The organism is Streptomyces varsoviensis (genome assembly GCF_000718635.1).
Lineage (GTDB): Bacteria > Actinomycetota > Actinomycetes > Streptomycetales > Streptomycetaceae > Streptomyces > Streptomyces varsoviensis.
Genome location: NZ_JOBF01000013.1, coordinates 23,567 through 37,536, shown reverse-complemented (window position 1 = coordinate 37,536; position 13,970 = coordinate 23,567). Strand labels below are relative to the sequence as shown.

Below are 13,970 nucleotides of genomic sequence, written 5' to 3'. Positions count from 1 at the left end.
GGTCCGGGGGCGCCCACCCATGTGCTGGAGCCCGTCAGTGCTGACGCGCGCGTTCGGCGACGGGCTTGGGCAGGGAGCAGCCGGGCAGGCCGAGGTCGACCTTGTTCCCGGTGCCGACGCACTTGGCGAGGATGTAGGTCTCCTGGGCGTAGCCGATGCCCTTGCGGACCGTGACCTGGCCGTTCTCGTCGACCTCGCACGGGTTGTTCAGGGTGCAGCGCTGGCCGTCCTCGTTGGTGGTGTTGTTGACCGCCACGACCTTGCCGGTGGCGGTGTCCACGACGGGCGAGCCCGAGGTGCCGCCTATGACCTGGCAGGCGGACGTATAGCGCAGCGAGTCCTTCCAGGTCCAGTCGGCCTCGCGGAGCCGGTAGGCGAAGCCGTCCGTGTTGCAGGAGTAGGTCTTCTTCCAGTAGCCGGAGACGACCTTGATCGAGGCGCCCTTGACCGGGTGGTCGGGGTTGAGCTTCAGGGCGTCGATCCGGTACTGCTGCTTGATCTTGGCGTAGGTGGTGTTCAGTTCGTAGAGCGTGACGTCGGTGTCGGTCATCGTCGCGTACGCGATCTTGGTGGCCTTGAGCGTGGCGACCTTCCCGGCGGACGCGTTGAGCAGGCTGAACGTACGGCTGGATGGCCGGTCCACGATCACCTCGCCGGCGCCGGGCATGCCGGTCTCCAGGCAGTGGCCGTTGGTGAGGATGAGGCCGGGGTCGTTGTCCTGCGAGTTGGGCAGCCGCACCAGCGATCCGGAGCAGTTGCTGAGGGCGACGGTGCCGGCGAAGTCGACGGCCTTGGTCTTGGTGGCGACCGGGGCCTGGACGGCGGCCTTGGCCCGCGCCTTCGCCTCCTGGGTAACGGGCTGGGCCGAGGCCGCGCCGGTGGAGGCGAGCGTCGCTCCGGTCAGGAGGAGCGTCGCGAGCGCACCGACGAGAGGCTTCTTCATGGGGGGTCCCCTCCGTACATCAGTTCTTCCGTTTTTTGACGTGTGCATTGTTGGGGCTCAGGAAGCCGCCCGGCAATCGAGTGGACAGAAGTGCCGGGGAAGTTGGCCTGTTTCCTCCCTACGCACACCCTTGACCCGTTCATGACACCGCTCGAATCTGTCGGCACCCACACCCCCCAGGAGACCGCATGAGACTCCGATTACGCCGCCACTGGGCCGGCGCCCTCGCCGCCCTGCTCACCGTCGCCCTCGCCGCCCCCGCCGCGACCGGCGCGACATCCGACGCACCCGACCCACCGGCCTCCCCCGCCGCGGAAGCCACCCACTCCTACGAGGTCACCGGCCCGGCGACGGCCGCCCAGCGCACCGCCGTCGCCGCGACCGGCGCGGCCGTCGACGCGGTGCGCGAGCACTCCGTCACCATCACCGCCACCGCCGCCCAGGCCCAGCGCGTACGCGCGCTCGGCTACCGCGTCGAGGAATCCGCCGCGCCCCCGGACCGTACGGACGGCAAACGGCCGCGGCCCTTCGACTTCCCGCCACGGGACGCGAACTACCACAACTACGCCGAGGCGACAGCGGAGATCAACGCGGACATCGCCAAGTACCCCGGCATCATGACGAAGCGGGTCATCGGCAAGTCCTACGAGGGCCGCGACATCATCGCCGTCAAGATCAGCGACAACGCCGGCACGGACGAGGCCGAGCCCGAGGTGCTCTTCACCTACCACCAGCACGCGCGCGAACACCTCACCGTCGAGATGGCGCTGTACCTGATCAAGGAGTTCGGCTCCAAGTACGGCACCGACCCGCGCGTCACCAAGCTCGTCGACAGCCGCGAGATCTGGATCGTGCCCGACGTGAACCCGGACGGCGGCGAGTACGACATCGCCACCGGCTCGTACCGGAGCTGGCGCAAGAACCGCCAGCCCAACTCCGGGGCCTCCCGCGGCACCGACCTCAACCGCAACTGGAACTTCAAGTGGGGCTGCTGCGGCGGCTCCTCCGGCAGCACCGGCTCCGAGACGTACCGCGGCTCCGCCCCCGAGTCGGGGCCCGAGGTCAAGGTCGTCGCGGACTTCGTACGCGGCCGCGTCGTCGGCGGCAAGCAGCAGATCAAGGCCGCCATCGACTTCCACACCTACAGCGAACTGGTGCTCTGGCCCTACGGCTACACCTACAGCGACACCGCCCCCGGCATGACCCAGGACGACCGGGACGCCTTCGCCACCCTCGGCAAGTCCATGGCCGCGAGCAACGGCTACACGCCCGAGCAGTCCAGCGACCTCTACATCACCGACGGGTCCATCGACGACTGGCTCTGGGGCAGCCAGAAGATCTTCGGCTACACCTTCGAGATGTACCCGAACTCCAGCGGCGCGGGCGGCGGCTTCTACCCGCCCGACGAGGTGATCGGCCGGGAGACGGCCCGCAACCGCGACGCGGTGCTCCAGCTCCTGGAGAGCGCGGACTGCGTGTACCGCGTGATCGGCAAGCAGCAGCAGTACTGCCCGGGCACCCCCTGACCCGGTGAACGGCCGCCCGGCGGCGCGTACGCATGGGCCCGTACGCGCCGCCGGGCTCCCGGCACCGCGTCAGATGAAGACGCTGAGCACCGCCGCGACCACGAAGCCCGCCACCGACAGCACCGACTCCAGGACGGTCCAGGACTTGAGGGTGTCGCGCTCGGAGATGCCGAAGTACTTGGCCACCATCCAGAAGCCGCCGTCGTTCACATGCGAGGCGAAGATCGACCCCGCCGAGATCGCCATGATCACGAGCGCCAGGTGGGCCTGGGAGAAGTCGCCCGCGGAGAGCATCGGGGCGACGATGCCCGCCGTGGTGACGATGGCGACGGTCGCCGAACCCTGGGCCACCCGCAGCACCACCGAGATCAGCCAGGCGAGGACGATGACCGGCAGGCCCGCGCTGTCGAACGTGTCGGCCAGCGCCTGCGCCACGCCGCTGCCCTTGAGGACCGCGCCGAAGACCCCGCCCGCGCCGACCACCAGCAGGATGTTGCCGACCGGCTTGAGGGACGCGGTGGACACGGTCTCCAGCGACTTGCGGGACCAGCCGCGCCGGATGCCCAGCAGGTAGTACGCGAGGAAGAGGGCGATGGTCAGGGCGACGAAGGGGTTGCCGAAGAACTCCAGGACCGAGCGGCCCGTGCTGGGGTCGAAGGCGATGGAGGAGAACGTCGCCAGCAGGATGAGGACCAGCGGGGTGCCGATGATCGCGGCGAGCGCGCCCATGGACACGGGCTTCTCCGCGCCCTCGCCGTCGCCCGCGCCGGCCGCGCGCCGCTCCGCCCGGACGGCGGCCTTGGCCTCCTCGGCCGCCTCGACCATGTCGGCGGGTACGGGCACGTGGACGCGCTTGCCGATCCAGGCCGCGTACGCCCAGCCCGCCAGCACGGCCGGGACGCCGGTGGCGATGCCCATCACGATGACCCAGCCCAGGTCCACGTGGAGCAGACCGGCCGCGGCCACCGGCCCGGGGTGCGGCGGCAGGAAGGCGTGCGTCATGGACAGACCCGCCAGCAGCGGCATGGCGTAGAGGAGGATCGACTTGCCGCTGCGCTTGGTCGCCGCGTACACGATCGGCGCGAGGACGAAGATGCCGACGTCGAAGAAGACCGGGATGCCGAAGATGAGGCCGGTCAGGCCCATCGCGAGGGGCGCGCGCTTCTCGCCGAAGAGGCCCAGCAGCCGGGAGCTGAGTGCCTCGGCGCCGCCGGAGACCTCCAGGATCGAGCCGAGCATCGTGCCCAGGCCGATGATGATCGCGATATGGCCGAGAGTGCCGCCCATGCCGTTCTCGATGAGCGAGACGGCGTTCGACTTCTGGACGGTGCCGAAGAGTTCGGTGACGGAGAGGCCGGCGGCGAGGCCGACGGCTATGGAGACGGCGAGCAGCGCGACGAACGGCTGGAGCCGGACCTTGATGATCAGTACGAGGAGGAGCGCGATGCCGAGGGCCGCGACGGTCAGCAGCCCGCCGGTCCCTCCGATGAGGGCGAGCAGTCCGCCGGTGTGCGGTGGCGAGGGGGCGGCGGGGGCCGCGGCGAGCAACATGTGATGACTCCGTTGTCAGTCAGGGATGTCCGGGCAGGGGCGATCGCGGCACGGCGCCCCGCCGGTGCGGGGCGCCGTGCCGTGACACGGGGGTGCGGCTTTAACGCGGCGATGGCCGGTCCGTCCGCGGTCAGCCGAGCACGGCGAGGGCGTCGATCTCGATGAGGAGGCCGGGGGGCAGACCCACGTACACCGTCGTACGGGCGGCCGGCGCCTCCTTCAGCCCCTCGGCCTCGAAGTACGCGTTGTAGATCTCGTTCATCTCGGCGAAGTGCGCGACATCGGTGAGGTAGACGCGCATCATCATGACGTCGTCCCAGCTCGCGCCGCCCTCTTCGAGGATCGCCTTGACGTTGGCGAACGTCTGGAGGGTCTGCTCGCGCAGGGTGGGGCCGACCGGGGTGGGGGCCTCGCCCTCGACGGCGGGCTTGAACCCGACCTGGCCGGCGACCTGGAGGATGTTCCCCTTGCGCACGCCGTGCGAGAACTTGGCCGGCGGGGTGGTGTGGGTGGCCGGGGTGATCGCGGTCTTGTCGCTCATGATCGGTCTTCTTTCTGGGAGGGGTGGGGCTTCTCGGGGGTGTGCGCGGTGCCCGAGTACTCCGCGCTGATGGCGCCGGCGGTGCGGCGCAGCAGCGGGAGGAGGGTGAGGAGTTCGTCCGCGGTGACGACGACGTTCGGGGCCGAGACCGAGCACGCGGCGACGGCCCGCCCGTCCGCGCCGCGGATGGGCGCCCCGATGCAGTTGATGGACTCCTCGTGGCCGCCGAGGTCGGTGGCCCAGCCCTGTTCGCGTACGGTCGCCAGCTCCTTGAGGAAGGCGGCGGCGTTGGGGGTCGAACGGGACGTGTACATGGGGTAGTCGAGCCGTTCGGCGACGGCGCGCCGCTCGGGCTCGGGCAGGTCGGCGAGGAGCAGCTTGGCGACGGCGGCGACGGTGATCGCGACCGGCTTGCCGATGCGGGAGTACATCCGCACCGGGTAGCGGCTCTCGACCTTGTCGATGTAGAGGACCTCGTTCTCCTCGTACACCGCGAGGTGCACGGTGTGCCCGCACTTCTCGTTGAGTTCGGCGAGGTGCGGGTGGGCGATCTCGCGTACGTCGAGGTTCTCGACGGCTTCCTGGGCGAGGGCGAAGAGCCGGGCGCCGAGGCGGTAGCGCTGGTCCTGCTGGCGGTAGACGATGCCGTGCTCATGCAGGGTGCGCAGTAGCCGCAGCGCGGTGGACTTGTGCACGCCGAGGCGGCTCGCGACCTGTTCGAGGTTGGCGGGGCCCTCCGCCAGCAGCGGCAGGATGGACAGGGCGCGGTCGACGGTCTGGCTCATGTCGCCCCCAGGGCGGCTCGCCGGGGGCGGGGGGCCCGGCCGCGGGAGGCGGCGTTTCCGTGGGCGTTTCCGCGGGAGGCGCCGTTTCCGTGGGCGGCGCGGCGGGACCCGCTCCGGTTCCGGTCCGTGCCTCGTCCGGGGCCGTCGTGGCCGGTCGTGCCATCGGTCGCGTGCCTGGTCGTGCGTTCGGTCATGCGGTGCGCTCCTCCACCCGTACGGTCTCGGCCTCGGCCGCCGGCGGGTTCGCCCAGCCGGGGCCGAGTCGCAGTCTCCCCCAGGCGTCGGCGTCGAGCGCGGCCAGCCGGTCGGCGAGGCGGCGGGCGGGCGGCGCGGCGAGGTCGCCGGGGACGGTGAGCGCGGCGGCTGCCATCAGATGGCCGTGGCGCAGCCGCCGCGCGATGGGCAGGCCGCGCAGCGTTCCGGAGAGGAAGCCGGCGGCGAAGGCGTCGCCGGCGCCGACGGAGGCGACGACGTCGACGGAGAGGGCGGGGACGTGGACGACGTCGTCCGCGCCGCTGTCGGTACGCGCGTACGCGGTGGCGCCCGCGCCGCCCTGCTTGACGATCAGGATCTCCGGTTCGGGCAGGGCGGCCCGTACGGCGTCGGCGCCGCGCAGCCCCCAGGCCGCCTCCGCCTCATCCTCGCCGACGAAGACGAGGTCGCAGCCGCGGGCCAGGTCGAGAAGAACGGCGGGGCCCTCGGCCGCGCCGTGCCACAGGCCGACGCGGTAGTTGACGTCGAAGGAGACGAGGGGGCGGCCGGGCGTGCGGGCGGTGAGCGCGCGGAGCAGGGCGCGGCAGTCGTCGGAGAGGGCGGCGGTGATGCCGGTGAGGTGCAGGACGCGGCCGGACCAGGCCTGTTCGCGGGGGATGAGGTCCGGGGACATGGCGGAGGCGGCGGACCCGGCGCGGTAGTAGACGACTTCGGAGACGGGCTCGACGGCGGCCTCCGGAGCGGTCGACGCGGTGGCGGGTGCAGTCGATACAGCAGTTACGACCGATGCGGCCGATGCGCCCGGGTCCGCCGATACGGCCCGCTCTCCCGCCGTGCGGAAGTAGATTCCGGTGGGGCGGTGCGGGTCGTACTGGACGGAGGCGGTGTCGACGCCGGTGGCGGCGATGGTGGTGACGAGGTGGGCGCCGAAGCCGTCGGTGCCGACGCGGCTGATCCAGCGGGCGGTGTGGCCGGTGCGGGCGAGGGAGCAGGCGACGTTGGACTCCGCGCCGCCGATGCCGCGGTCGAAGGAGGGCACGTCGGCGAGGGGCCCCGGGGTGGCGGGGCGGAAGGTGACCATGGATTCGCCGAGGCATACGACGTCGGTGTCCGGACTGCTCGGGGCTGCGGTCACGATCTGTCTCGCTCCTCGGGTCCTGTGGCGTCGGATGCCGGGCGGGCCGGCGGGCCGGGGTCGGCTGCGTGGTGTGCCGCGTTGACGTGATGCACACCGTTGACCTCCTGCTTGCCGGGATGTTAAACAGCAGTAAGCGTTATACGCAATGGCTGTTGCACGTAATGCAACACAACTTTCCACGGGAGGCTCCATGGCCGCCGACAGCGCTCTCGCTCGCCTGGCCCAGGACCGCGTAGACCACCGCTTCAAGGCCCTGCCCCCGGACGCCGAGGGCGCCACGGTCGAGGCCCTCGCCGCCGAGCGCCGCTCGCTGTTCGACGGCGGGTTCACCACCCCCGTGCTGGCCCTCTCCGCCGAGGCCCTGGAGCACAACCTCGCCCTGATGGAGCGTTACTCCGCCCGGCACGGGCTGGTCTTCGCCCCGCACGGCAAGACCTCCATGGCCCCCCAGCTCTTCGAGCGCCAGCTCGAACACGGCGCGTGGGGCATCACCGTCGCCGTCCCCGCCCAGATCCGCGTCTGCCGCGCCTTCGGCCTGAAGCGGCTCTTCCTCGCCAACGAACTGGTGGACGCCGCCGCGCTGCGCTGGCTCGCGGGCGAACTCGACGCCGACCCGGACTTCGAGATCATCTGCTACGTCGACTCGCCGCGCGGCGTCGAGCTGATGGACCAGGCGCTGACCGCCGCGGGCGCCGCCCGCCGCCTGGACGTCGTGGTCGAGCTGGGCGCGGGCGACGGCGCGCGCACCGGGGCGCGTACGGAGGCCGAGTGCGCCGCCATCGCCGACGCGGTCGCCGCCACCACCACCCTGCGCCTGGTCGGCGTCGCCGGCTACGAGGGCGAGGTTCCGGCCGCGGACGGCGAGACCGTACGGGCGTGGCTGCGCCGGCTGACCGCGCTGGCCGTCGAGTTCGACAAGGCGGGCCGCTTCGCCGGCCTGGACCAGATCGTCGTGAGCGCGGGCGGCAGCGCCTGGTTCGACGCGGTCGCCGATGTCTTCGCCGAGCTGCCGGAGCTGTCCGCGCCCGCGCTCAAGGTGCTGCGCTCCGGCGCGTACATCTCGCACGACGACGGCCGCTACCGCGCTGTGACGCCCTTCAACCGGGTGCCCGAGGAGGGCGCGCTGCACCCCGCGTTCCGCCTGTGGGCGCAGGTCGTCTCGCGCCCCGAGCCGGGCCAGGCGTTCGTCAACGCGGGCAAGCGGGACGCGGCGTACGACCTCGACCTGCCCGAGCCGCAGGTCGTACGGTCCGCGCGGGACGGCGCGCAGCGGCCCGCGACCGGCATCGAGGTCGCCGCCCTGTCCGACCAGCACGGCTGGCTGCGCGTCGCCGAGGGCGTGGAGCTGGAGGTGGGCGACTGGATCGGAATGGGCCTGTCGCACCCCTGCACGTCCTTCGACAAATGGCAGATGATTCCGCTGGTCGAGGCGGACGGCACGGTCGTCGACTACGTCCGCACCTTCTTCTGATCGGTCCGCACGTTCTTTGACCCGCGCGTTCTCCGACCCGCACGTTTTCTGATCCACACCTTCTGATCCGTGCGTTTTCTGATCCGCACGTTCTGATCCGTGCGTTTTCCGATCCGCACCTTTCCGATCCGCACCTTTTCCGAGAGGACCGGCCATGGACTTGGTCATCCGCGACGTCCGGGTCATCGACGGCTCCGGCGGCGCTTCGTTCCGGGCGGACGTGGCCGTGGACGACGGCCGGATCGCCGCCGTCGTGCGCGAGGGCGACGGCGAGCGGCCCACCGCCCGCCGCGTCCTGGACGCCGGCGGCCTGGCCCTGGCCCCCGGCTTCATCGACATGCACGCGCACAGCGACCTGGCGCTGCTGCGCGACCCCGCCCATGAGGCGAAGGCCGCGCAGGGCGTCACCCTGGAGGTCATCGGGCAGGACGGCCTGTCGTACGCGCCCGTCGACGACCGCACCCTCGCCGAGGTGCGCGCGCAGATCACGGGGTGGAACGGCGACGGCTGTGACATCGACTTCTCCTGGCGGAGCGTCGGCGAGTACCTCGACCGCCTCGACCACGGCTTCGGCGGCGAGGGCATCGCCGTCAACGCCGCGTACCTCATCCCCCAGGGGACGGTGCGGATGCTGGCGCTCGGCTGGGACGACCGGCCCGCCACGCCCGCCGAGACGGAGCGGATGAGGGAACTGGTCGCGGAGGGCATGGCCCAGGGCGCGGTCGGGATGTCGTCGGGGCTCACCTACACGCCGGGCATGTACGCCTCGGACGCTGAGCTGACCGAGCTGTGCCGGGTGGTGGGCGAGTACGGCGGCTACTACTGCCCGCACCACCGCTCGTACGGGGCCGGGGCGCTCCAGGCGTACGCGGAGATGGTGGACCTCACCCGCGAGGCCCGCTGCCCGCTGCACCTGGCCCACGCCACCATGAACTTCGGCGTGAACGAGGGCCGCGCCCCCGAGCTGCTGGCGCTGCTGGACGCCGCGCTGGACGGCGGCGCCGACATCTCGCTCGACACCTATCCGTACACCCCCGGCTGCACCACGCTCGTCGCGATGCTGCCGAGCTGGGCGAGCGAGGGCGGCCCGGAGGCGATCCTGGCGCGGCTGCGGGACGACGCCGTGGCCGAGCGCATCCGGTACGCCATGGAGGTCGAGGGCGCGGACGGCTGCCACGGGGTGCCGATCGAGTGGGACGCCATCGAGATCTCCGGGGTCTTTGACCCCGCGCTCGCCGGGTATGTGGGCAGGACCGTCGCGCGCAGCGCCGCCGAGCGCGGCGAGTCGCCGTGGGAGACGGCGCGCCGGGTGCTGATCGAGGACCGGCTCGGGTCGACGATCCTCCAGCACGTGGGCCATGAGGAGAACGTGCGGCAGATCATGCGGCACCGGGTGCACACCGGCGGCAGCGACGGCATCCTCCAGGGCGACAAGCCGCATCCGCGCGCGTACGGGACCTTCCCGCAGTACTTGGGGCGGTACGTGCGCGAGCTGGGTGTGCTCTCTCTGGAGGAGTGCGTGGCGCATCTCACGTCCCGTCCCGCGGCGCGGCTGAAGCTGGCCGACCGAGGGTTGGTACGGACCGGATACCGCGCCGATCTTGTTCTCTTCGATCCGGACGAGGTCGCCGCCGGCTCCACTTTCGAAGCCCCGAGGACCCTTCCGGTCGGTATTCCGTATGTGTTGATCAATGGGCGCTTTGTGATGGAAGACGGACGCCGTACGGACGTGCTGGCGGGCCGTACGGTCCGGCGGGCGCCGGCCGACTGAGAACGCCCCACGGGCCCCTCCCCTCGCCCTCCCGCCGTGATCCCGCTCACCGGGATATCGAGGGGCGGGCCCCGTGACCCCGGCCGTATGGTGGCCGTCATGCAGGTGATCCAGTCAACGAAACTCGCCAATGTCTGCTACGAGATCCGCGGTCCGGTCCTTGAGGAGGCAATGCGGCTGGAGGCAGCAGGACACCGCATCCTCAAGCTCAACACCGGCAACCCGGCGGTCTTCGGCTTCGAGTGCCCGCCCGAGATCCTTGAGGACATGCTGCGTTCGCTCGGCGACGCGCACGGCTACGGCGACGCCAAGGGGCTGCTGTCCGCGCGCCGCGCGGTGATGCAGCACTACCAGACCAAGGGCGTCGAGCTGTCCGTCGAGGACATCTACCTCGGCAACGGCGTCTCCGAGCTGATCCAGATGTCGATGCAGGCGCTGCTGGACGACGGCGACGAGGTGCTGGTGCCCGCGCCGGACTACCCGCTGTGGACGGCCTCGGTCTCGCTGGCGGGCGGCACGGCCGTGCACTACCGCTGCGACGAGCAGGCGGACTGGATGCCGGACCTCGCGGACATCGAGCGCAAGATCACCGACCGCACCAAGGCCATCGTCGTCATCAACCCGAACAACCCCACGGGCGCGGTCTACGACGACGAGCTGCTGCGCGGCATCACCGAGATCGCCCGCCGCCACCACCTGATCGTCTGCTCGGACGAGATCTACGACCGGATCGTCTACGACGGCGTCACGCACACCCCGACCGCCGCCATCGCCCCGGACCTGCTGACCCTGACGTTCAACGGGCTCTCCAAGAACTACCGGGTCGCCGGGTACCGCGCGGGCTGGATGGCCGTCTGCGGCCCCAAGGCGCACGCCTCCAGCTATATCGAGGGCCTGACGATCCTGGCCAATATGCGGCTGTGCGCCAATATGCCCGTGCAGCACGCGGTGGCGACCGCGCTCAACGGGCGGCAGTCGATCGACGACCTGGTGCGGCCGGGCGGCCGGCTGCTGGAGCAGCGCGACACGGCGTACGAGCTGCTGACCCGGATTCCGGGCGTGACCTGCGTGAAGCCGAAGGGCGCGCTGTACGCCTTCCCCCGGCTCGACCCCAAGGTCTACAAGATCAAGGACGACCGGCAGATGGTCCTCGACCTGCTCCGGGCCGAGAAGATCATGATCGTGCACGGTACGGGGTTCAACTGGCCGGAGCCGGACCACTTCCGGCTGGTGACGCTGCCCGCCAAGGAGGACCTGACGGACGCGGTGACGCGGATCGGCGAGTTCCTGGACGGCTACGGGCAGTACTGACAGGCGCCGTCACGGCAGTACGGACGGGGTCCGTCACCGCAGTCCGTGTAAGCGGGACAACTTTAGACTGCGTCTAAGTTAGGATGGTCTCCTGAACCTTGCCAGGAGGCCATCCCATGTACGAACCGATCCGCACCAAGTCGGTCCACTCCATGGCCGAGCCCGCCGACGCACGCGGCCGCGGCCCCCACCGCTCCCGCGAGGAGGAGCTGGACATCCGGCTCGCCGGACACCTCACCGCGCTGCTGACCGTGACCGACGAGCTGCGCGCCGAGTCGGACGGGCCCGCCGCCGCCGAGCTGGACGACGCGGCCCGGCGCATCGCCGGCGCCGCCGCCCGGCTGCGCGACGGCCGCGCCCCGCTGCGCGCCGTCCCGACCGCGGCCACGACGCCCGGCTCCGGGGCCCGTACGGCCGCGCTCCACCAGCGGGCGCACATGCTCGCCGGACAGGCGCTGGTCGTCGCGACCTCCCGCGCCGACGACGCGAACACGGCGCTGGCCGCCGAGCGGCTGGCCGTGCACGCCGAGGCGCTCGGCCTCGCCGAGACGGTCTGAGGACACTCGACCCCACAGAGCCACTGCGGCACCACCCGGCCGGGCCGGGACCACGTCCCCCGCGCGGTCCCGGCCCGGCCCCTTGTCCGTACGGGCTGTACGAGCCCTACGAGCTGTACGGGTCATAGGGCCCGCTGTCCGTACGGGCCCGCTCAGCCCAGGCGGCGGACCAGCGCCCGGTACTCGTCCCACAGCTCCTTGGGCGTGTGGTCGCCGAAGGTGTTCAGGTGCTCGGGGATGAGCGCGGCCTCCTCGCGCCAGACGTCGTGGTCGACGCTGAGCAGGAAGTCGAGGTCCGCCGCGCTGAGGTCGAGCCCGTCGGTGTCGAGCGAGTCCGGCGTCGGCAGCACGCCGATCGGCGTCTCGACGCCCTCCGCCCGGCCCTCCAGGCGCTCCACGATCCACTTCAGGACGCGGCCGTTCTCGCCGAAGCCGGGCCAGACGAACTTGCCCTCCTCGTTCTTGCGGAACCAGTTCACGTAGTAGATCTTCGGTAGCTTCGACGCGTCCGGCTTGTCGGCGCCGACCTTGAGCCAGTGGCCCATGTAGTCGCCCATGTTGTAGCCGCAGAACGGCAGCATCGCGAACGGGTCCCGGCGCAGCTCGCCTACCTTGCCCTCGGCCGCGGCGGTCTTCTCGCTGGCCACGTTGGCGCCGAGGAAGACGCCGTGCTGCCAGTCGAAGGACTCCGTGACCAGCGGTACGGCCGAGGCGCGGCGGCCGCCGAAGAGGATCGCCGAGATCGGCACGCCCTTGGGGTCCTCCCACTCGGGCGCGATGATCGGGCACTGGCCGGCCGGGACGGTGAACCGGGCGTTGGGGTGCGCCGCCGGGGTCCCCGACTCGGGGGTCCAGTCGTTGCCCTTCCAGTCGGTGAGGTGGGCGGGCGGCTCCTCGGTCATGCCCTCCCACCACACGTCGCCGTCGTCGGTGAGCGCGACGTTGGTGAAGACGGAGTTGCCCCACATGGTCTTCATGGCGTTGGCGTTGGTGTGCTCGCCGGTGCCGGGCGCGACGCCGAAGAACCCGGCCTCGGGGTTGATCGCGTAGAGCCGGCCGTCCTCGCCGAACCGCATCCAGGCGATGTCGTCGCCGATGGTCTCCACGGTCCAGCCGGAGATCGTCGGCTCCAGCATGGCGAGGTTGGTCTTGCCGCAGGCGCTCGGGAACGCCGCCGCGACGTACTTCGGCTCGCCCTGCGGCGGCGTCAGCTTGAGGATCAGCATGTGCTCGGCGAGCCAGCCCTCGTCGCGCGCCATGACGGAGGCGATGCGCAGCGCGTAGCACTTCTTGCCGAGCAGGGCGTTGCCGCCGTAGCCGGAGCCGTACGACCAGATCTCGCGGGCCTCGGGGAAGTGCGAGATGTACTTGGTGGAGTTGCACGGCCAGGGGACGTCGGCCTCGCCCTCGGCGAGCGGGGCGCCGAGCGTGTGGACGGCCTTCACGAAGAAGCCGTCGTCGCCCAGTTCGTCCAGGACCGGCTGGCCCATCCGGGTCATGGTGCGCATGGAGACCGCCACGTACGCGGAGTCGGTGATCTCCACGCCGAGCGCCGAGAGCGGCGAGCCGAGCGGGCCCATGCAGAACGGGACGACGTACATGGTCCGGCCGCGCATCGAGCCGCGGAAGATGCCCCGCTCCCCCGTGAAGATGTCGCGCATCTCGGCCGGCGCCTTCCAGTGGTTGGTCGGCCCCGCGTCCTCCTCCTTCTCGGAGCAGATGAACGTACGGTCCTCGACGCGGGCGACGTCCGAGGGGTCGGAGGCGGCGTAGTACGAGTTCGGGCGCTTGATCGGGTCGAGCTTCTGGAACGTGCCCCTCGCGACGAGCTCCTCGCACAGGCGCTCGTACTCGGCCTCGGAGCCGTCGCACCAGACGACGCGGTCCGGCTGGGTGAGGTCGGCGATCTCTTGGACCCAGGAGAGGAGCTCCTGGTGGTGGGTGGGGGTGCTGGGAGCCGCATTGCTGCGCGCCACGATCGCTCCGTCCCGCCGGGGACGCTGGGAACGCTGTTCCGGCGTCGTTCCGGCGTCAGAAGTTGAGGGTTGAGCGGACGCTTGCCGCACATGTCCGCAAGATGTCCGCATTTGACGTTAGTTGCCCCATGGGGGCCGCGACCCGGACGCTTCGTGACCGCTCATCCGGTGCCGACCGCACTCATTT

The 13,970-nt window shown here is 71.2% G+C and carries 11 protein-coding genes; 5 read left to right on the top strand and 6 right to left on the bottom strand.

Annotated elements, in window-relative coordinates; all coding sequences use genetic code 11:
- Positions 1-34: 34 nt before the first annotated feature.
- The gene (locus IF55_RS18760; RefSeq protein ID WP_030877893.1) at positions 35-943 is read right to left on the bottom strand and encodes a S1 family peptidase; all 909 of its coding nucleotides are present in this window, start codon (positions 941-943) and stop codon (positions 35-37) included.
- Between the two features lie 188 nt (positions 944-1,131).
- Here IF55_RS18760 and IF55_RS18755 point away from each other — a divergent pair, with 188 nt between their 5' ends.
- A complete protein-coding gene (locus IF55_RS18755) occupies positions 1,132-2,469 on the top strand; it encodes a M14 family metallopeptidase (RefSeq protein WP_030877890.1) in 1,338 nt (445 codons plus the stop codon).
- A gap of 69 nt (positions 2,470-2,538) precedes the next feature.
- Here IF55_RS18755 and IF55_RS18750 read toward each other — a convergent pair whose 3' ends face one another.
- The 4 genes from IF55_RS18750 to IF55_RS18735 all read right to left on the bottom strand — a co-directional run bounded on the left by IF55_RS18750 (position 2,539) and on the right by IF55_RS18735 (position 6,640).
- The gene (locus IF55_RS18750) at positions 2,539-4,020 is read right to left on the bottom strand and encodes a GntP family permease (protein ID WP_030877887.1); all 1,482 of its coding nucleotides are present in this window, start codon (positions 4,018-4,020) and stop codon (positions 2,539-2,541) included.
- 130 nt (positions 4,021-4,150) lie between these two features.
- Positions 4,151-4,561, bottom strand: a complete 411-nt coding sequence (locus tag IF55_RS18745; RefSeq protein WP_030877884.1) for a RidA family protein — start codon at positions 4,559-4,561, stop codon at positions 4,151-4,153.
- The gene (locus IF55_RS18740; protein WP_030877882.1) at positions 4,558-5,346 is read right to left on the bottom strand and encodes an IclR family transcriptional regulator; all 789 of its coding nucleotides are present in this window, start codon (positions 5,344-5,346) and stop codon (positions 4,558-4,560) included. The genes IF55_RS18745 and IF55_RS18740 overlap by 4 nt, the downstream gene beginning before the upstream one ends.
- A gap of 190 nt (positions 5,347-5,536) precedes the next feature.
- The gene (locus tag IF55_RS18735) at positions 5,537-6,640 is read right to left on the bottom strand and encodes a sugar kinase (protein ID WP_048832220.1); all 1,104 of its coding nucleotides are present in this window, start codon (positions 6,638-6,640) and stop codon (positions 5,537-5,539) included.
- A gap of 247 nt (positions 6,641-6,887) precedes the next feature.
- On the opposite strand from IF55_RS18735, the gene IF55_RS18730 reads away from it, so the two are divergent.
- The 4 genes from IF55_RS18730 to IF55_RS18715 all read left to right on the top strand — a co-directional run bounded on the left by IF55_RS18730 (position 6,888) and on the right by IF55_RS18715 (position 11,807).
- Positions 6,888-8,168: an amino acid deaminase gene (locus IF55_RS18730; protein WP_030877877.1), complete on the top strand. Its 1,281-nt coding sequence runs from the start codon at positions 6,888-6,890 to the stop codon at positions 8,166-8,168.
- A 154-nt stretch (positions 8,169-8,322) separates the two neighbouring features.
- Positions 8,323-9,939, top strand: coding sequence for an N-acyl-D-amino-acid deacylase family protein (locus IF55_RS18725; RefSeq protein ID WP_030877874.1), 1,617 nt, complete (start codon positions 8,323-8,325; stop codon positions 9,937-9,939).
- A 99-nt stretch (positions 9,940-10,038) separates the two neighbouring features.
- Positions 10,039-11,250 (top strand): pyridoxal phosphate-dependent aminotransferase, encoded by a 1,212-nt coding sequence (locus IF55_RS18720; RefSeq protein WP_030877872.1) that lies wholly within the window; start codon positions 10,039-10,041, stop codon positions 11,248-11,250.
- 116 nt (positions 11,251-11,366) lie between these two features.
- The gene (locus IF55_RS18715; RefSeq protein WP_030877870.1) at positions 11,367-11,807 is read left to right on the top strand and encodes an SCO4983 family protein; all 441 of its coding nucleotides are present in this window, start codon (positions 11,367-11,369) and stop codon (positions 11,805-11,807) included.
- A 152-nt stretch (positions 11,808-11,959) separates the two neighbouring features.
- On the opposite strand, the gene IF55_RS18710 is transcribed toward IF55_RS18715, so the two are convergent.
- Positions 11,960-13,783 carry a phosphoenolpyruvate carboxykinase (GTP) gene (locus IF55_RS18710; protein WP_030877868.1) on the bottom strand — a complete coding sequence of 608 codons (1,824 nt, stop codon included), beginning with the start codon at positions 13,781-13,783 and terminating at the stop codon, positions 11,960-11,962.
- Positions 13,784-13,970: the final 187 nt, after the last annotated feature.